We start from the raw sequence: 18567 nt of genomic DNA, 5'->3' as shown, positions 1-18567 counted from the left end.
ATGTTGTACCATCTTTTTACGTGGCTTAGCGAATATATTCATATACCTGGAGGAGGTTTGTTTCAATACATCTCTTTTCGGACATCTATGGCTGTAATCGCTTCATTGATTATTACCACGGTTTTTGGGGGAAAATTGATTCAATTCTTGCATAATAAGCAAGTCGGAGAGACAATTCGTGATTTGGGGCTTGAAGGTGAAAAAAAGAAAGCTGGTACGCCGACAATGGGTGGGATCATCATTATAGCAGGTATCCTTATCCCTACCTTGTTATTTGCGAAATTGACAAATATATATGTGATTATCATGATTGTGACAACACTTTGGATGGGCGCAATTGGATTTTTAGATGATTATATAAAGGTTTTTAGACATAATAAAGAGGGCTTAGCTGGTAAGTTTAAAGTTGTTGGACAAGTTGGCTTGGGAGCCATAATTGCTTGTACGATGTACTTTCATCCAGATATCGTTGTTCGAAAAGGGGTGGATAAACCAACCTCTACCAAGCCCGTTGAAGTGGTTATCAATGAAGGTACAGGTGAGAAGACCTATGCTGAAAACGTGAAATCATCTAAGACAAATATTCCGTTTTATAAAAATAACGAGTTTGATTATGCTAAGGTGTTTAAAATATTCGGACTACAGAGCGATTATCTAACTTTTGTCGTCTTTTTAGTTGTCGTTATTTTTATCGTTACGGCAGTTTCAAACGGCGCAAATATTACGGACGGTATCGATGGTTTAGCCACGAGTACATCCGCTATTATTGGTGTTACTTTAGCTATTTTAGCGTACGTGTCAGGTAACGTAATCTTTTCAGATTACCTCAATATTATGTATATCCCCAATTCCGGAGAACTCGTGATTTTCGCCGGGGCATTTGTGGGGGCTTGCGTAGGTTTCTTATGGTATAACACATATCCTGCCCAAGTTTTTATGGGTGATACGGGTAGTTTGGCAATAGGAGGTATAATTGCTGCTTTTGCTATTCTGATTCGGAAAGAATTGTTGATTCCGATTTTGTGTGGTGTATTTCTGTTGGAAAACCTTTCGGTTATTCTTCAAGTGTCGTATTTCAAATACACTAAAAAGAAATATGGTGAGGGTAGACGGATCTTTTTGATGTCGCCATTACATCATCATTTTCAGAAGAAGGGGTATCACGAAGCAAAAATTGTAACTCGTTTTGTCATTGTAGGAATCATATTGGCCATTCTTACTATTGTAACATTGAAAATTAGATAATGATGTCAAATATTGCAACAACATATTATCCTCAATCTGGAAGTTTGGTCGTTTTGGGCGCCGGCGAAAGCGGTGTTGGAACGGCGATCCTTGGGAAAGAAAAGGGATTTGATGTATTTGTATCAGATAAAGGACTGATTGCGGACCATTATAAGGAACAATTGAAAGCCGAGGGAATAGCTTTTGAAGAAGGTAATCACGATGAAGAACGAATTTTGAGTGCCGCTTTGGTCGTGAAAAGCCCTGGCATTCCAGAGACGGTGCCTTTGGTAGTCGCATTGAAAGCAAAGAATATACCCGTGATTGCAGAAATTGAATTTGCGGCGCAATATACAAATGCAAAGTTGATCTGTATTACAGGATCAAATGGGAAGTCTACGACAACCATGTTGACCTACGAGATGCTCAAGCATGGGGGCCTAAATGTCGGGTTGGCCGGTAATATCGGAAAAAGTTTTGCGCTGCAGGTGGCCAAAGAACAGTTTGACTGCTATGTATTGGAAATATCAAGCTTTATGTTGGATGATATGTATCATTTTAGAGCCGATGTTGCTGTTATACTGAATATTACACCTGATCATTTGGATCGATACGACCATAAAATGGAAAATTATGTGAATTCAAAATTCAGGATGATACAAAATCAAACCGAGAAGGATTATTTTATTTATTGCCTGGACGATCCCGAGACTATCAAAGGATTAGAAAGACATCATAGTAAAGGGACTTATTTGCCTTTTACACAAGAACAACTTGTTGAATTGGGCGCTTATTTGAATGCCAATAAGACAATAATTATTAATACATCAAATAACGATACATTCACTATGAGAGCTGAGGAATTGTCATTGCAGGGGAAGCATAATATTTATAATAGCATGGCTTCTGGGTTAATTGCGAAAGTGCAGGAATTGAGAAATCAAGTGATGAAAGAGAGTATGGGGTCGTATGTGAATATTCCACATCGACTGGAACATGTAGCCTGTATCGGCGGTGTAAATTACATTAACGATTCAAAGGCGACAAATGTAAATTCGGTATGGTATGCTTTGGAAAGTTTCTCTACACCAATCGTATTGTTATTAGGTGGTGTCGATAAAGGAAATGATTACAGTATGCTTGCTGATTTGGTTAAAGACAAGGTGCGTGCTATTGTTTGTTTGGGAAAAGATACGGCTGCGATTCATACGGCATTTGAACAAGATGTGGAGATTATTGTCAATAGCACTTCTATGCAAGATGCAGTGGTATTGGCTTCGCACTTGGCGCAAAAAGGTGATACCGTATTGTTGTCCCCTGCATGTGCCAGTTTTGATTGGTTCAAGAACTATGAGGATCGTGGCGATAAATTTAAAGCGGCTGTAATGGAATTATAAATGATATAACCCAATAAGAGGAGGAAGGATATGCTACAGAACATAATGTCTAAATTGAAGGGTGATCGATGGATATGGATCATTGTGATTATCTTATCGGGATGGTCACTTTTGGCTGTGTACAGTTCGGTGGGTACGTTGGCGTATAAAGAAGGAAAGGGTACAGAAATGTATTTGTTGAAGCACTTTTCTATTATCGCCATTGGGTTTATCCTCATGTATCTTTCCCATAAATTGGATTATCGGTATTATGCTGGTATATCCAAAATCTTAATGGGAATTACAATTCCTTTATTGCTATTCACCTTAGCATTTGGAAGTAGCGTAAACCAGGCAAGTCGTTGGTTGACTATTCCAGGTATTGGGATGACTTTCCAAACGTCAGATTTAGCAAAACTGTCATTGATTGTTTTTCTTGCACGGATGTTATCCCGGAAACAGGAGGAGATCAAAGATGTGAAAAAGTCATTTTTACCCATCATGGGATCCGTATGTGGGGTTTTCGTATTAATTGCATGGGCCAACATGTCCACCGCGATTATGCTATTTGGAGTGAGTGTTTTATTGCTTTTGATCGGTCGGATATCCTTTAAACAGATTGCTATTGTATCTGCTGGGGTTGTTTTGCTAGGAATTATAGTCGTTTCTATTGGTCCTCGGCGTGCAACTTATTATAGTCGTGTGAAGTCTTTTTTTGGTGTAGAGAAGAAAGATGAAGCGACGCCGGTATCCTTCCAGGATGATAAAAATTATCAGGCAAACAATGCGAAAATTGCTATAGCAACTGGTGGGCTTTTTGGAAAAGGACCCGGAAATAGTGTGCAACGCAACGTATTGCCACACCCTTATTCCGATTTTATTTACGCGATTATCATTGAAGAATATGGGACAGTCGGTGGTGTAATTCTGTTATTTCTGTATCTGGCATTTATGTATCGATGTATACGTATTGTCACGATGAGTCCCAAAGCTTTCGGTACTTTTTTGGCTGCGGGTTTGGGATTTAGTTTGACGATTCAGGCTTTGGCCAATATGGCTGTTGCTGTAGGATTAGGGCCAGTTACTGGCGTTCCACTACCGTTGGTAAGTATGGGAGGAACCTCGATTTTATTTACGAGTGTCGCCTTGGGAATTATCCTGAGTGTGAGTAGAAATATTGAAGAATTAAAAGGTAAAGAAGAGCTGGATGAAAAGCCTAAACCGAAAAAAGTGGTTATAGGATCTATTCCTGCATAATAATAAATTAAGCATGGCAATTCGCGTAATTATCAGTGGTGGTGGGACCGGAGGACATATCTTTCCGGCGATTTCAATCGCAAATGCGTTGATGGCAATGGATCCTGCAAATGAAATTCTATTTGTGGGTGCCAATGGCCGGATGGAAATGGATAAAGTGCCGGCTGCAGGATATAAGATTGTTGGGCTTGATATTCAGGGAATAAATAGAAAGCAGCTGTGGAAGAATATCTTTTTGCCGTTTAAGCTTATGAAAAGTTTAAATAAAGCAAAAAGCATAATTAAAGATTTTAGACCAGATGTAGCTGTAGGTGTAGGTGGTTTTGCTTCTGGTCCATTATTAATGATGGCCAATAAGCTAGGGGTGCCTACAGTCGTGCAGGAACAAAATTCCTATGCGGGTGTAACCAACAAAAAAGTTGGCGCTAAGGCAGCAAAAATATGTGTGGCTTATGAGGGGATGGAGCAATTTTTTCCTGCTGAGAAAGTATTGCTCACGGGCAATCCAATAAGACGCGAGTCCATTGCGATAGCGGGAAAAAGAGAGGAGGCCGTAGCGTTCTTTGAGTTAGATACACACAAAAAGACAATTTTGGTGCTCGGAGGTAGTTTGGGGGCTAAAACATTAAATGAAAGTGTCGTTGCTTACCTCAATGAGCTGAAGGAAGAAGTGCAGGTGATTTGGCAATGCGGTAGTTTTTACGTTGAAAAGTTACAGGCGGAGTTGGCAGGTAAACTTCCAGATAATATCAAGATGTTGGCCTTTCTACAGCGTATGGATTATGCTTATGCTGCGGCAGATTTAATTATTAGCCGCGCTGGAGCTGGTACGATTTCTGAGCTCTGTGTAGTCGGTAAACCTGTTATCCTTGTGCCTTCGCCCAATGTGGCCGAAGATCATCAGACAAAAAATGCAATGGCGTTGGTTAATAAAGATGCTGCGTTATTGGTTAAGGATAGTGATGCAAAAAAAGATTTGGTGCCTGCTGCTTTAAATTTATTAAAAGATGCAGATCATGTCGGACAATTAAGTGGAAATATTAAAAAACTCGGTAAGTTGAATGCTGATGTTCAAATTGCTGAGGAGGTATATAAATTGGTTAATAAAAAATAGACGAATCGTATGAATCTAGATGCAATAAAACAAGTTTACTTGATCGGAATAGGTGGTATAGGCATGAGTGGTCTTGCGCGCTATTTTAAGCATTTGGGCTGTGAGGTGAATGGATATGACCGTACAGAAACTGAGTTGACTAAAACGTTGGTCAAGGAGGGAATTGTGATTTCATATCAAGATGATGTCAATACTATTGATGCCATTTTTCACATACCTACTGCGGAAACATTGGTCATTTTTACACCAGCTATTCCAAAAGATTCGAAGATTAAAGCTTTTTTCGAATCCCAAGGACATATTCTCTATAAGAGATCTCAAGTTTTGGGAATCATTAGTGAGAGTAGATTTACAGTCGCTGTTGCCGGTACACATGGTAAAACGACAACTTCTACAATGGTGGCACATGTATTGAAAGACTCGGGCTATGACTGCTCTGCCTTCTTAGGAGGAATCAGTTCTAACTACGGTACAAATGTGCTTTATGGTAATAATAATACAGTTGTGGTGGAGGCTGACGAATTTGATCGTTCATTTCTGACACTTCACCCCAATATTGCAATAGTAACTTCTTCGGATGCTGATCATTTGGACATTTATGGAGATCGCAGCCATCTGCTCGAATCATTCCAATTGTTCTTGGATAAAGTACTTGAAGGGGGAACACGTATTATAAAAAAAGGCCTCGAGTTTGCGGGGCAAATAAGTTATTCAGGCCATGAAATCGCTGATGCATATGCTTCCAATGTGCATGTACGCGAGGGAGAGTTCTTTTTTGATTACCAAGATACCAACGGACGGATAGACGATATCCATTTAGGTATTCCTGGTACCCATAATGTTGAAAATGCGGTAGCCGCGATTGCAGTAGCCCGTTTACTTGGGATTGAAAATGAAGCGATCAAGAAAGCATTGACAACATTCAAAGGAGTGAAAAGAAGGTTTGAATATATTGTCCGTAAACCTGGAGCGGTGTATATTGATGACTATGCGCACCATCCAGAGGAACTGCGAGCATTTTTAACTTCGATGCGCAAATTGTATCCTACAAAAAAACTAAATGTGGTCTTTCAGCCGCATTTATTTACCCGTACGCGGGATTTTGTGGATGGTTTCGCAGAGGTATTGTCCATGGCAGACAATCTGTTGTTAATGGAAATTTATCCAGCCCGTGAGCTTCCTATTGAAGGGATCAATTCGAGTTGGTTATTGGATAAAATTACGGCAGAGAAAAAACAGCTTGTAACAGCAGAAGAAGTCTTGGAATTCGCGCGCGATGAAAAGCCAGAACTGATTGTTACAGTTGGGGCAGGTGATATTGACAAATTGGTTAAACCGTTACAGACAATTTTAGAGCATGCTTAAAAAGTTACGTAACATACAATGGAATCGTGTACTCTACTTTACGCTGTTTTTTATCGGCGTAATAGTTGTCGTCGTGATTATGACTATTGTGGGGAAACGTGATGAGCAGCAGGTTTGTAAAGATATCAAAATTGTCATTGAAGGCACGGAAGCTTTTATTGATCAGGCTGATATCTCCAAACTGATAGAACAAAACTATGGTAGTTTTGCGGGAAAGAAAGTCAATGGAATTCCCTTTCAAAAGGTTGAAAAAACCTTGCGTAAATTACCTTATGTTTCCGATGCCAGTATACATGCCGATATGGATGGTACGATCAGAATTAATATTAGTCAGCGCGAGGCTGTCATGCGGGTCATCAACAAAAATGGAAAAGAATTTTATGTGGACCCCAATGGGTTGAAGATACCGACAACGTTGAAGTATATACCGCATATCATGGTTGCAACGGGTAACATCGCAGAAGGATATAATGAAGCACTGGATACCATATCAACGCCCTTGGTTAAAGATTTGGTGAAGGTTATTGAGTTTATCAAAAACGATGAATTATGGAGTAATCAAGTTGTGCAGATCTATGTCAACGGGGATAAGGATATTGAACTTGTGCCTCGTATAGGTACACAGCAGTTGATTGTTGGATCGGCAGATTCATTGGAACAAAAATTTGAATTATTAAAGACCTTTTATACGCAGATCATGCCAAAAGTGGGTATAAATGCTTACGGTGTTGTCAACGTAAAATATGGAGGTCAGATTATCTGTGAAAAGAGGGGAAACTGGAGTTTTTCAGATGATCAAACAAAAAAAGTAGCAAATAATACATTATAGTAATACAGCAACAATACAGGAAATTATGAACTCAAAGGCAGCAGAAATTGAAAGAGAAAACCCAATTATCGTGGGACTCGATATTGGTACTACCAAAATTTGTGTTACGGTTGGGAGACGTAGCTCAGGAAACAAAATTGAATTATTAGGTGTGGGCAAAGCTGACTCTGCAGGTGTAAGCAGGGGGGTGGTTGCTAATATCCAGAAAACTGTGGGGAGTATTTTAGAGGCTGTTGAGATAGCCGAAGCACAGTCCAATGTGGATATTAAAGTGGTGAATGTGGGAATTGCTGGCCAACACATCAAAAGTATTCAACACCGTGGAATATTTACCAAAACCGATGGTGATGATGAAATCATTCGACGCGATATCGAACGACTGATTTCGGATATGTATAAACTGGTACTGCCTCCAGGAGAAGAAATTATACATGTTTTACCACAGGAGTTTACGGTAGATAACGAACCCGGTATTCGCGAACCAATCGGTATGGCTGGTCGCCGTATTGAAGCAAACTTCCATATTATATCGGGACGTGTAACAGATATTAAAAATATCAAAAAATGTATTGATAATTCCAATCTGGAAGTTGCTGAATTGATTCTCGAACCTTTAGCGTCTTCTGAAGCTGTATTGGATGAAGACGAAAAAAATGCTGGCGTTGTATTAGTGGATATCGGTGGTGGAACCACAGATGTTGCCATCTTCCATGAAGGAATTATTCGTCACACTGCTGTGATTCCTTTAGGCGGTAATATTGTAACGGAAGATATCCGTCAGGGATGTTCTGTTTTGCGTTCTCAGGCTGAATTGTTGAAAACTCGTTTCGGATCGGCTCTAGCTGATGAAAATAAAGAAAATGAGGTGATTTGTGTGCCAGGATTGAAAGGTCGTGAACCAAAGGAAATTTCCGTGAAAAATTTGGCTTATATTATTCAAGCTAGAATGGAAGAAATTATTGAGCACGTGTACTATGAAATCAAATCTTCAGGATATGAAAATAAACTGATCGGTGGTATTGTTATTACCGGTGGTGGTGCTCAATTAAAGCATTTGGTACAACTTGTTGAGTATATTACTGGAATAGATTGCCGTATCGGATTTCCGAATGAATATCTTTCTAAGAATGAGGTTTTACCAAAACCGTTGTTTGAAGAATTGAAAAGTCCTTTGTATGCAACAAGTATTGGCTTGTTGATTAAGGGAATTCAATCCCATGAGGAAGAAGAAGATAGCCGTAGAGAAATGCACGCCCCATCGAAAAAAGTGCAGGCTGCTACGGTGACAACAAAAGAGGTTTCTGAACAACAACAAAAAGAGCAAGGATTATTGTCATGGTTCAAACGTTTTATCAAAGACGGTAACGAAATCGATGACGCAAGTTTTTTAGATAAGAAGTAAGTTTTCCACAATAGTTGAAGTTTTCCACAATTTAACAAATGTGGAAAACTTTTGTTGAAATTATATTATTATTACATTACATATAGTGGGTTTGATTCGTTTTGATATCATCTTCATTGTAAGTTAAATAGGGATAAGTTATGTCAATACAGTTTGAAATGTTAAAAGAACAATCTTCAATAATCAAGGTTATTGGGGTTGGTGGTGGTGGCGGCAATGCCGTAAACCACATGTATAAACAAGGAATTAGTGGGGTAGATTTTATCGTGTGTAATACTGATGCGCAAGCATTGGAATTGAGCCCGATCCCAAATAAAGTTCAATTGGGAATAAGTCTAACCGAAGGTATGGGAGCAGGAGCAGATCCTGATGTAGGTGAAAATTCAGCGATCGAAAGTATTGAAGATATCAAACGCATGTTGGGTACCAATACGAAGATGTTGTTTATTACCGCTGGTATGGGTGGTGGTACCGGTACTGGAGCAAGCCCCGTTTTGGCTAAAGCCGCTAAGGAATTGGGTATTCTTACTGTTGCAATCATAACTACACCGTTTACATTCGAAGGTAAACGCCGTCGTTCTCAAGCGGAGGAAGGGCTTTCGGAATTACGTAAATATGTAGACTCTTATCTTGTTATTTCTAACGATCGTTTGCGTGAAATCTTCGGAAATTTAACCATGACCGCGGCTTTCGCAAAAGCAGATGATATTTTGACTACTGCTGCAAAAGGTATTGCCGAAATTATTACTATCCCTGGTTATGTAAACGTCGATTTTAAAGATGTGCGTACCGTTATGAATGATAGCGGTGTTGCTATTATGGGTAACGCAATAGCTGAAGGTGAAGATCGTGCATTACGTGCTGTAGAGGGAGCCTTGGCTTCACCATTGTTGAAAGACAATGAGATTGAAGGCGCTCGTTATATCTTGTTAAATATTACTTCTGGAACGAAAGAAGTAACCATGGATGAGGTAGCGATCATTACGGATTACATTCAGGAAAAAGCTGGTCTATCAGCAGATTTGATCTGGGGTAACTGTATTGACGAGAACTTTGAGGATGAGCTGTCAGTAACAATTATTGCAACTGGTTTTCAAACTTCTGAAGAACGCGATAAAGAACGTGAAAATACAAAGGTGTCTATGCCCTTAACAGCTGAACCGGCTAATTCTTTTATTAAACCTGTTTCTCAGGTAGCACCAAGAGAAGTTCCAGCTACGAATAGTTTCGTAACTCCGGTTCAACGTGTGGATGCACCAGTCCCTTCTTCAAATACGCCAACTCCGAATAATTTGCAATCTGATTTGTTCACTTCACCAAGAAATGCTGTGCAACAACAGGTGGCTGTTGAGGAACCTCAAGTTATACGTCATGATTTAGGTTTTGATGGTGGTTATGAAGAGGAAACTTCATTTGGAGACAGTGATTTTCAATTGAAAACCTCACCATCTGTGTTTCAATTCCAGATGCCAACAGTTTTTGATTCTTATGCAGCCCCTTCTGCATCGGGATATGAGGAGAAACCTACCTTTTCATCAAGTACAACAAATGAGCAAGTAGAAGTTCCTCAGGTGGAAGAAGAGCAGGTTTCGTTTGAAGATCAGCTGGTTCGTACGAAAGAGCGTATCTTGCGTCTTAAAGAATTGAGCATGAAACTAAAATCTTCTAATGGTCTACATGAGTTGGAAAATGAGCCTGCTTATAAGAGAAAACAAATGTCATTGGAAGATACACCGCATTCTTCACAATCTCAGGTGTCTCGTTTTACACTTTCTTTTGAAGATGGAAATACTGAAATCAGACCGAACAATTCTTTTCTACATGATAATGTAGACTAGTTGATTCACCATAAAATAACAAAAAGCCATCCAATCGGATGGCTTTTTTAGTATCTTTAAATACCGAAATAAGACAATTATACAAGCTATGACGACAAAATTAAATAACCCTGTATGGGTAATGAGTTCTGCATTTGATAAATTATCCTTACCGGAGTTGATTCAGACAACCAAAAGAATCGGAGCGGGGGGGATAGACCTTTGTGTGTTTAGAAAAGATGGTACCCGAGAAGATCATACCGCAACACATTTGGATTATGATGATTTCACTCCTGCAAAAGCAAGGGAAATCATTGAGCTGTTCAATCAGGCTGATTTAAAACTTTCGCTTGGTGCTTTTGAAAATATGATTGGTGGTGATCCTGAGCAACGTGTGAAGAATCAAAATCATTTATTGAAATTGATCCGTATTGCACATTTGCTTGGTGGTGATGCAAATAACGTCAAGGTAGGAACATTCGTTGGGTATAATCACGAATTGGGCAATCAAATTGATGGATTTCAAAAAAATCTTGAAGAATATAAACGTGTATTTGCCCCCATTGTTAATTATGCAGAGAGTTTAGGCGTAACCATCCTCTATGAGAACTGCCCAATGGAAGGATGGCGCTCATCACGTTATAGCTCTACCTATAACAATCTTCCCGCTGTGCTGGCCGCTCGTAAATTAATGTATGCGATGATTCCGAGTAAAGCTCATGGTGAGATTTATGATCCTTCACATGATGTTTGGCAAAATACAAATCCGATTGAGGTTATTCGTAATACAGACATCAGCCGCTTACAGCGTATACATGTGAAGACTACACGTAATTTACAGACCGCTGCACGTATTGATTGGGGTGGAATGTACCCTATGCAGCATGTTGATGCTGAATTGGCTAAAAAGGCCAACGTAAGTATTCCTGGGCATGACTGGGATAGACATCACTATGAAGCAATGTTACCGGGCTTTGGTGGATCCGATAGTATGGATTGGCGCGGCTTTGTTGACTTATTGCAAGAACGTGGTTTCAGTGGTCCCTTTGAGATCGAAAACGAAGCTAAGAATTCGAAAGATACAGGTGATTTTTCTGCAACGGTTCAGGGATTTACGACGTGCCTCAACTTTTTAGCGCCGATGTTATGGGATTTAGAAGCAGAGGTGGGGTATTCTTATAAGAAATCTCAACCTTTAAAAGACCTGAACGTAAAAGATGTTCCAGTTGTTACTATTGATGAGTTAATTTAGTAGGATAAAAATGCACTCCAACAAAATGACTAGTTGTTGGAGTGTATTCTGAAGAGTTCAATAAGTTCAGGAATATTAGAAACATTGAGCTTTTCAAAGATTCTGCTTTTATAGGTGCTCACTGTTGAAGGGCTTAACTCCAACAAGCTAGATACTTCAATAATCCCCAGTCCCTTTATCAATTGCTTAGCAACGTCCACCTCTCTATTTGACAAACGTGCCAAGGGATTTAGTTTCGTCAGTTCAGACTTGCTCTGTGTCAATTTCTGAATATATAGATCCTGTACATTGCTCGACATATACTTCCCTCTATCCTGAATAGCCAGAATAGCATTGGAAAGTTCAGCCATTGCTGTTGTTTTGTTGAGGTAGCCTACTGCTCCTGCTTCGATATAGCGTAGCGCATATAGTGATTCGTCATAAGACGAGAAAATCAAAATTTTGATGCTCGGTCGAATTTGAAGGATCTCCTCAACGACGCGTATATTATTTCCTCCCGGCATATTAATGTCCAGCAATAATAGGTCAAAATCCTCTACCTTTATTTTTTCAAGAACCTCGTCAAAGGTTTCAGCTTGGAATATTTCTGCCTTTTGAAGAGTTTCTTTAATAATAACGGAGGCTCCTAACCGTACAATACCGTGGTCGTCTGCTATAAGAATCTTTTTCATAGATATGCTATCTGATGCTGGGCTTTAATTACCGTATGAAATAAAGTACTAACAATATACAATATATCTTGATATTTTACTAGTTAACGCGCAAATATAAGAAATTAAGTTAATAAAAATTGGGGTGGGGCGAGTTGCGTGTTTTTTTATATAAAATAGGACATAGGCTAGAAAATATAGCACAATATGAGTTTAACGATAAAAAATTGGCATATTTTAATTAGATTTATGTGACAATTACTAGTTTTGTCATAATTTATGGACTAAAAAATTTAAATATGGGATTTTTAAAAGAGTTTAAAGAGTTTGCAATGCGCGGCAGCGTGGTCGATCTAGCTGTCGGTGTTGTTATCGGTGGAGCCTTTGGTAAAATTGTCACCTCATTGGTTGATGATATTATCATGCCACCCATTGGTTATTTAACAGGTGGTGTTGATTTTTCCTCCAAAAAATTGATCTTGAAGGCTGCTGATGAAGCTACTAAACAAGCTGAAGTATCTATTAATTATGGAAACTTTATTAATGTGGTTATTCAATTTTTAATTGTAGCATTCTGTATTTTTTGTGTTATTAAGGCTTTAAATTCATTGAAACGTAAAGAGGAGGCAGCTCCGGCGGCACCTGCAGCACCAACCAAAGAAGAAACGCTTTTGACTGAGATCAGGGATATTCTGAAAAATAAATAGTGTAAGGTATATACTTTATTTATAAAAAACAGCACAGTCGAACTGTGCTGTTTTTTTATTTTGTGGTAATTGAAAAATTGTTTTTTGAAGCTGTAGCTGAATAAATTAGCTTGTCCGCGTCACATTAACTTTAAATGTTCGTAATATTGTTTGTTTTTGTCTAAAATAAACTTTACTTTTGCATTCCTCTTGGGGAGTTTTGTATTAATTGAAGTAAGAACAAATTAGCATAATAGCGTCATGAAAAGAACATTTCAGCCATCGCAAAGAAAGAGAAGAAACAAACACGGTTTTAGAGAGCGTATGAGCTCTGCAAACGGTAGAAGAGTATTAGCTTCACGTAGAGCTAAAGGTAGAAAACGTCTTACAGTGTCTGACGAATACCGTCACAAAGGTTAATCTTTGACAAGGATCGGTGGCCGCTTATAAGAACTTTTTCTAATAAGATTAAGTCATCGTATGAGAAATACATTTACAAAAGAAGAACGGTTATGTGCGAAAAGGCGTATTGATGCGCTTTTTAAAAGCGGTTCTTCTTTTGTCTTGTATCCGTTTAGAGTTGTTTTTATCTTCGAGAAAAACAACTTGACTGACGATATTCCCTCCAGTCAGTCTATCATTTCCGTATCCAAACGTAGGTTCAAAAGAGCAGTTGATCGCAATTCAATTAAGCGAATGATGCGTGAAAGTTACCGTTTACAAAAATCGAATGATTTGATTCCGTTTTTGTTGAAACATAATGTAACTTTGTATTTAGCTATTCAATATGTAGGCAAGCAGATCTTAGCGTATGATGTGTTTAGCACCGCAATGAATAAAATGCTGAAAAAATTGCAGAATGAATGTGCTGAAGCTTATTTGGAAAAAGGGGATTAGACCCTTGTTTAGTTTTATTTTCTTGGCTATTATTCGTTTCTATCAAGTTTTTATCTCACCATTTTTAGGCGCCAATTGTAGATATACGCCTACCTGTTCTCAGTATGGTAAGGAAGCTATTCTGAAATATGGTCCTTTTAAAGGTGGCTGGATGGCTTTGAAACGAATTGGGCGTTGCAACCCTTGGGGTGGCCATGGGCATGATCCTGTACCTTGATTTCTATAACGACGATGAATAATTTAATTTTACAAATTGATACGTCAACCACTGTATGTTCGGTTGCCTTGAGTGAAAATGGTCAAACGTTGCAAGTTATCGATCTCGATGAACAGAATGCTCATGCGGCTAAATTGACTATTTTGATTGAGGAAATTCTCAAACAGACAGGCCGAAAGATGCAGGATTTGAGCGCTGTTGCGGTGAGTATGGGGCCTGGCTCGTATACTGGCTTGCGTATAGGGGTATCTACGGCCAAAGGTCTTTGTTGTGCCTTAGATATACCTTTAATCGCTATTAATACGTTAGAAGCGTTGTTTTTAGGGTATAAAGGGCAATTCGGTTTAACAGAAGATGAAGCTTATCTTCCTATGCTCGATGCCCGTCGGATGGAAGTCTATACAGCAGTTTATAATCATGATGCTACGTTGGTGAGAGCAACATCTGCAGAGATCATCGATGTTGATTATTTCAATGAATTATTGCTGAACTACCATCGTGTCCATTTGTTTGGTTCGGGAGCCGATAAATTCGAAGATTTGTTCAGCACAACGGATCACGTGGATGTGCTGAGCGGATTTAATGTTTCCGCGGCTTTTCTATCGACGTTGGCTTTTGATAAATTTCAGCGCAGAGAGTTTGAGGATGTCGCTTATTTCGAGCCATTCTATCTTAAAGATTTTGTGGTTACCACGGCAAAGAAAAAGGTTGGCTTATTATAGCCAGCCTTTTCTTTTGAACCACAAATAAATCGCAAGGGATATGGCGACCATGATCCCCATGGCTACCGGATATCCATAGTACCATTCTAATTCGGGCATATTTTTGAAATTCATTCCATAAATTCCTGCCACAAAAGTGATTGGCATAAAAAATACGGAGAAAATTGTCAGGATACGCATAATCTCATTGGTGTGATTAGACGAGATGTTGAAATACACATTAAGCAGCTGTGCTACATTTTCCGATAAGTTTTCGTACAAGGTTGATGTCCGGACCTGCAGATCTTTTAAATCCCGGGTGTACACATCCTTTTTGGAGGATGAATGAAAATGCTCAACAACCTCCTTGTAGAGAAAGATGACCTTTCGTGCAACATCAATCTGCCTTTTTATAAAATAGAGATTTTTCAGTATTGGCTGTTGCTTCATGCGTTTCAGAAAAATCAATTCTTCGTATGCATCGATGCGTGTTGAAAGTTGCTCTAACGTTTGGCTAAAGGTAAATACAGCTGCAGTCGTGATAAATACAGCCAGTTTACGGCTGTTTTTTGTCTTGATGGACGTAAATTCAATGTTCTTAAGTTTTTCTAAAAATTCAATACGACGTTTGTGTACAGTAATCACAAAATCGCTTCCGTAGAAGATGGTCAGGCGGTCGGTGATTTCTCCGATGCTGTCTGAATTTTCCTTGAAATTGTCCGACATGACACGAAGAATAACAAAGGTATAATTCTCAAATTCTTCAATTTTCGGTAGATGTTCTGGTTCTTTGGAATCCTTGATCGAAGCTTCATTCAAATTGAAGCGCTCTTTAATGAAGGTGAAGTCTTCTGAGGTTGGCTCAGCTATATCTATCCATTCGTAGTTTGCGATTTCCTTTTCAACAATCGTTCTGACCATAAATCTAATTTTAGTAAGGACAAGATAAGAAAGAAAATAAAAAAAGCCATCAACGGAGTCGATGGCTTTCCTAAATTATTATGATCTTCTATTTGTTTGAAGATTTATATTCTTCGTTTAACTGTTTGATTACTTCATTAGTGATTTCCAAAGATGGGTCAGCATACAATACAGTTGGGTTGCTTTTTGAATAGGTAAGCACCAGTTTGTAGCCATTTTCTGCAGCATGTTTTTTCAGGAATTCGGTAATTTTATTATAAACATTGTTGAACTCTTCAGACTCGTCTTTTGCAATAGAGGAAGAAGCTGTTTGGTCTAAACGTGCAAGCTCATCTTGTTTACGCGCTAGTTTTTGTTCAGTAGCTTGTCGATCAGGAGCAGACATTGTAGCTGCATTTTTTTGATATTCGGCAACTTCACGTTGGAATGCAGTACTTTTAGATTGCAGATCCGTTTGTGCTTTCTTTACTTTGTTTTCAAGCTTCGATTTAATGTCCTTAAAATATTGATATTTTTCAGAAAGTGAATCCGAGTTTAAATAGACGATTTTATCTTTGTTACTTCCCTGGCTCTCCTTGCTTACGGTATTGGAATCATTTTTTGCAGGTTCGTTTGTTGTTTTTGCACCTTGGTTACATGATGCAATAGTTCCAACCAATAAAAGGCCAAAGGAAACTTTCGATACAATTGAAAATATAGTGTTCATTTTTTTGTTATTTGCAAATTATTACTGAAAACAAACCTAACATAAAAAAATCGAAATTCTAGTTTTTAGTAATAAAAAAGTAAAATTATCCTGTGTATTATAATTCGGAATATAGGTGCAATACTTGTTCACGGACTTGATAAATCGGCCAAAATTTCGTATTTTTGAATATTACATTTAAGAGGTTTTCAATGAGCGAAGAAAATAAGAATGCATCCACCTATTCGGCCGATAATATTCAGGTATTAGAGGGTTTAGAGGCGGTTCGTAAGCGTCCATCCATGTATATCGGTGACACCGGTGTAAAAGGATTGCACCATTTGGTATACGAGGTTGTTGATAATTCAATCGATGAAGCTGTAGCGGGATATTGTACAGATATCTTTGTTACTATCCATAAAGATAACTCGATTTCTGTCCGCGATAACGGTCGGGGTATTCCTACAGGGATCAACAAAAAAGAGAATAAATCAGCCTTAGAGCTTGTAATGACAGTATTGCACGCCGGAGGTAAATTTGATAAAGATACATACAAGGTTTCTGGTGGTCTGCATGGTGTTGGGGTTTCCTGTGTGAATGCGCTGTCTACCCTTTTGAAGGCCGAGGTTCATCGTGATGGAAAGATCTATCAGCAGGAGTACCAAATTGGTAAGCCCTTGTATGATGTGAAAGAAGTTGGTGTTTCGGATAAGACGGGTACTATTGTAACGTTCCATCCAGATGCGACGATTTTCACGCAGACTACGGTTTATAATTACGATACATTGGCAAATCGTCTTCGTGAGCTTGCATTTTTAAATAAAGGTGTAAACTTGACCTTGAATGATGAGCGTGATACAAATGAGGACGGTTCTGAAAAGAAAGAAACATTCTATTCGGAAGGTGGTCTGAAAGAGTTTGTGAAATTTTTAGATGGTAACCGTCAGTCGTTGATTCCTGAACCTATCTATGTTGAAGGCGTAAAACAAGGTATCCCTGTTGAACTGGCTTTACAATATAACGATACGTATTCGGAGAATGTCCATTCATATGTGAATAACATCAATACGATTGAAGGTGGCGCTCACGTTGCAGGATTCCGTCGTGGTTTGACACGTACCTTGAAAGCGTATGCGGACAAGTCTGGTTTGCTTAAAAACTTGAAAGTGGAAATTACTGGCGATGACTTCCGTGAAGGATTGACAGCCGTAATTTCGGTGAAGGTTGCAGAACCTCAATTTGAGGGACAAACCAAAACTAAATTAGGTAACTCTGAGGTGATGGGGGCTGTAGATGTTGCTGTTGGTGAGATCTTAGGTGTTTATCTGGAAGAGAATCCACGCGAAGCAAAATCTATTGTTCAAAAGGTTGTCATTGCAGCTCAAGCACGTGCTGCTGCACGTAAAGCCCGTGATTTGGTCCAACGTAAAACCGTTATGGGTGGCTCTGGACTTCCAGGTAAATTAGCCGACTGTCAAGACAACGATCCTACGAAATGTGAGATCTATTTTGTCGAGGGGGATTCTGCGGGTGGTACTGCCAAGTCTGGTCGTGATAGAAAGTATCAAGCAATCATGCCTTTACGAGGTAAGATTCTGAACGTCGAAAAAGCGATGGAACATAAGATCTACGAAAATGAGGAGATCAAAAATATGTTTACAGCTTTGGGGGTGAGTGTAGGTACTGCCGAAGATGCTAAGGCACTGAATATTGAAAAATTACGTTATCACCGCATCATCATCATGACCGATGCCGATGTGGATGGGTCCCACATTACAACATTGATCTTGACGTTCTATTTCAGATACATGAAGGAACTGATCGAGAGAGGATATGTATATATCGCTACACCGCCGCTATACTTAGTGAAAAAAGGAAAAGAGCATGAGTACGCTTGGAATGAAGACCAACGTATCAATGCGATTCAACGTTTGAAAGGATCAGGTAAAGAGGATAGCGTACACGTACAACGGTATAAAGGTCTTGGAGAGATGAATGCTGAACAGTTATGGGATACAACCATGAACCCTGAAACGCGTACTTTAAGACAGGTGACGATTGAAAACGCTGCGGAATGTGACCGTATCTTCTCGATGTTGATGGGTGATGAAGTTGCTCCGCGTCGTGAATTTATCGAGAAAAATGCACGCTATGCTAAAATTGATATTTAATTG

Annotated in this window: 18 protein-coding genes; 15 read left to right on the top strand and 3 right to left on the bottom strand. The window is 39.0% G+C overall.

Annotated features, from left to right (window positions below; all coding sequences use genetic code 11):
- From mraY to M2419_RS12415, 9 genes are all read left to right on the top strand, one after another.
- Positions 1-1245, top strand: coding sequence for a phospho-N-acetylmuramoyl-pentapeptide-transferase (gene mraY / locus M2419_RS12455; protein WP_075991283.1), 1245 nt, complete (start codon positions 1-3; stop codon positions 1243-1245).
- 2 nt (positions 1246-1247) lie between these two features.
- Positions 1248-2621, top strand: coding sequence for a UDP-N-acetylmuramoyl-L-alanine--D-glutamate ligase (murD, locus tag M2419_RS12450; RefSeq protein WP_182333234.1), 1374 nt, complete (start codon positions 1248-1250; stop codon positions 2619-2621).
- A gap of 30 nt (positions 2622-2651) precedes the next feature.
- Entirely contained in the window at positions 2652-3857 is a 1206-nt protein-coding gene (locus M2419_RS12445) for an FtsW/RodA/SpoVE family cell cycle protein (RefSeq protein WP_153846547.1), read from the top strand.
- Positions 3858-3870: 13 nt separating this feature from the next.
- Positions 3871-4971: an undecaprenyldiphospho-muramoylpentapeptide beta-N-acetylglucosaminyltransferase gene (gene murG, locus M2419_RS12440; protein WP_259255205.1), complete on the top strand. Its 1101-nt coding sequence runs from the start codon at positions 3871-3873 to the stop codon at positions 4969-4971.
- Positions 4972-4980: 9 nt separating this feature from the next.
- The gene (gene murC, locus M2419_RS12435) at positions 4981-6336 is read left to right on the top strand and encodes a UDP-N-acetylmuramate--L-alanine ligase (protein WP_259255204.1); all 1356 of its coding nucleotides are present in this window, start codon (positions 4981-4983) and stop codon (positions 6334-6336) included.
- Entirely contained in the window at positions 6329-7165 is an 837-nt protein-coding gene (locus M2419_RS12430; RefSeq protein WP_120335351.1) for a cell division protein FtsQ/DivIB, read from the top strand. The genes murC and M2419_RS12430 overlap by 8 nt, the downstream gene beginning before the upstream one ends.
- 25 nt (positions 7166-7190) lie before the next feature.
- Positions 7191-8567, top strand: coding sequence for a cell division protein FtsA (gene ftsA, locus M2419_RS12425; protein WP_070564959.1), 1377 nt, complete (start codon positions 7191-7193; stop codon positions 8565-8567).
- Between the two features lie 140 nt (positions 8568-8707).
- On the top strand, positions 8708-10405 hold the full coding sequence (ftsZ, locus tag M2419_RS12420) for a cell division protein FtsZ (RefSeq protein WP_259255203.1): 1698 nt from the start codon (positions 8708-8710) through the stop codon (positions 10403-10405).
- An 88-nt stretch (positions 10406-10493) separates the two neighbouring features.
- On the top strand, positions 10494-11636 hold the full coding sequence (locus M2419_RS12415; protein ID WP_153846552.1) for a sugar phosphate isomerase/epimerase: 1143 nt from the start codon (positions 10494-10496) through the stop codon (positions 11634-11636).
- 29 nt (positions 11637-11665) lie between these two features.
- On the opposite strand, the gene M2419_RS12410 is transcribed toward M2419_RS12415, so the two are convergent.
- Positions 11666-12307, bottom strand: a complete 642-nt coding sequence (locus M2419_RS12410; protein WP_120335355.1) for a response regulator transcription factor — start codon at positions 12305-12307, stop codon at positions 11666-11668.
- 278 nt (positions 12308-12585) lie between these two features.
- On the opposite strand from M2419_RS12410, the gene mscL reads away from it, so the two are divergent.
- The 5 genes from mscL to tsaB all read left to right on the top strand — a co-directional run bounded on the left by mscL (position 12586) and on the right by tsaB (position 14808).
- A complete protein-coding gene (gene mscL, locus M2419_RS12405; protein WP_046673978.1) occupies positions 12586-12993 on the top strand; it encodes a large-conductance mechanosensitive channel protein MscL in 408 nt (135 codons plus the stop codon).
- A 240-nt stretch (positions 12994-13233) separates the two neighbouring features.
- Positions 13234-13392: a 50S ribosomal protein L34 gene (rpmH, locus tag M2419_RS12400; protein WP_075991291.1), complete on the top strand. Its 159-nt coding sequence runs from the start codon at positions 13234-13236 to the stop codon at positions 13390-13392.
- A gap of 60 nt (positions 13393-13452) precedes the next feature.
- Positions 13453-13869: a ribonuclease P protein component gene (locus tag M2419_RS12395; RefSeq protein WP_159731832.1), complete on the top strand. Its 417-nt coding sequence runs from the start codon at positions 13453-13455 to the stop codon at positions 13867-13869.
- Positions 13832-14086 (top strand): membrane protein insertion efficiency factor YidD, encoded by a 255-nt coding sequence (gene yidD, locus M2419_RS12390; RefSeq protein WP_159731830.1) that lies wholly within the window; start codon positions 13832-13834, stop codon positions 14084-14086. The genes M2419_RS12395 and yidD overlap by 38 nt, the downstream gene beginning before the upstream one ends.
- A gap of 14 nt (positions 14087-14100) precedes the next feature.
- Positions 14101-14808 carry a tRNA (adenosine(37)-N6)-threonylcarbamoyltransferase complex dimerization subunit type 1 TsaB gene (gene tsaB / locus M2419_RS12385; protein WP_259255202.1) on the top strand — a complete coding sequence of 236 codons (708 nt, stop codon included), beginning with the start codon at positions 14101-14103 and terminating at the stop codon, positions 14806-14808.
- On the opposite strand, the gene M2419_RS12380 is transcribed toward tsaB, so the two are convergent.
- Both M2419_RS12380 and M2419_RS12375 read right to left on the bottom strand, forming a co-directional pair.
- Entirely contained in the window at positions 14803-15708 is a 906-nt protein-coding gene (locus tag M2419_RS12380) for a CorA family divalent cation transporter (protein WP_153846556.1), read from the bottom strand. The two genes, tsaB and M2419_RS12380, sit on opposite strands and share 6 nt — an antisense overlap.
- An 88-nt stretch (positions 15709-15796) precedes the next feature.
- Complete coding sequence (locus tag M2419_RS12375; RefSeq protein WP_088160428.1) at positions 15797-16414, bottom strand: OmpH family outer membrane protein; 618 nt, start codon at positions 16412-16414, stop codon at positions 15797-15799.
- A gap of 191 nt (positions 16415-16605) precedes the next feature.
- Here M2419_RS12375 and gyrB point away from each other — a divergent pair, with 191 nt between their 5' ends.
- The gene (gyrB, locus tag M2419_RS12370) at positions 16606-18564 is read left to right on the top strand and encodes a DNA topoisomerase (ATP-hydrolyzing) subunit B (RefSeq protein WP_153846557.1); all 1959 of its coding nucleotides are present in this window, start codon (positions 16606-16608) and stop codon (positions 18562-18564) included.
- The last annotated feature ends 3 nt before the right edge of the window (positions 18565-18567 follow it).

The organism is Sphingobacterium sp. BIGb0116 (assembly GCF_024808035.1).
Classification (GTDB): Bacteria; Bacteroidota; Bacteroidia; order Sphingobacteriales; family Sphingobacteriaceae; genus Sphingobacterium; species Sphingobacterium paramultivorum.
This window is presented reverse-complemented; position numbering and strand designations above follow the sequence as displayed.

Bases quoted from the DNA above. Each gene is read 5' to 3' on its own strand.
- ftsZ (WP_259255203.1), top strand. From the start codon at position 8,708: ATGTCAATACAGTTTGAAATGTTAAAAGAACAATCTTCAATAATCAAG.
- M2419_RS12410 (WP_120335355.1), bottom strand. From the start codon at position 12,307: ATGAAAAAGATTCTTATAGCAGACGACCACGGTATTGTACGGTTAGGA.
- murG (WP_259255205.1), top strand. From the start codon at position 3,871: ATGGCAATTCGCGTAATTATCAGTGGTGGTGGGACCGGAGGACATATC.
- M2419_RS12380 (WP_153846556.1), bottom strand. From the start codon at position 15,708: ATGGTCAGAACGATTGTTGAAAAGGAAATCGCAAACTACGAATGGATA.
- mscL (WP_046673978.1), top strand. From the start codon at position 12,586: ATGGGATTTTTAAAAGAGTTTAAAGAGTTTGCAATGCGCGGCAGCGTG.
- murD (WP_182333234.1), top strand. From the start codon at position 1,248: ATGTCAAATATTGCAACAACATATTATCCTCAATCTGGAAGTTTGGTC.
- ftsA (WP_070564959.1), top strand. From the start codon at position 7,191: ATGAACTCAAAGGCAGCAGAAATTGAAAGAGAAAACCCAATTATCGTG.
- M2419_RS12430 (WP_120335351.1), top strand. From the start codon at position 6,329: ATGCTTAAAAAGTTACGTAACATACAATGGAATCGTGTACTCTACTTT.
- tsaB (WP_259255202.1), top strand. From the start codon at position 14,101: ATGAATAATTTAATTTTACAAATTGATACGTCAACCACTGTATGTTCG.
- M2419_RS12415 (WP_153846552.1), top strand. From the start codon at position 10,494: ATGACGACAAAATTAAATAACCCTGTATGGGTAATGAGTTCTGCATTT.
- M2419_RS12445 (WP_153846547.1), top strand. From the start codon at position 2,652: ATGCTACAGAACATAATGTCTAAATTGAAGGGTGATCGATGGATATGG.
- gyrB (WP_153846557.1), top strand. From the start codon at position 16,606: ATGAGCGAAGAAAATAAGAATGCATCCACCTATTCGGCCGATAATATT.
- mraY (WP_075991283.1), top strand. From the start codon at position 1: ATGTTGTACCATCTTTTTACGTGGCTTAGCGAATATATTCATATACCT.
- M2419_RS12395 (WP_159731832.1), top strand. From the start codon at position 13,453: ATGAGAAATACATTTACAAAAGAAGAACGGTTATGTGCGAAAAGGCGT.
- rpmH (WP_075991291.1), top strand. From the start codon at position 13,234: ATGAAAAGAACATTTCAGCCATCGCAAAGAAAGAGAAGAAACAAACAC.
- M2419_RS12375 (WP_088160428.1), bottom strand. From the start codon at position 16,414: ATGAACACTATATTTTCAATTGTATCGAAAGTTTCCTTTGGCCTTTTA.
- yidD (WP_159731830.1), top strand. From the start codon at position 13,832: ATGAATGTGCTGAAGCTTATTTGGAAAAAGGGGATTAGACCCTTGTTT.
- murC (WP_259255204.1), top strand. From the start codon at position 4,981: ATGAATCTAGATGCAATAAAACAAGTTTACTTGATCGGAATAGGTGGT.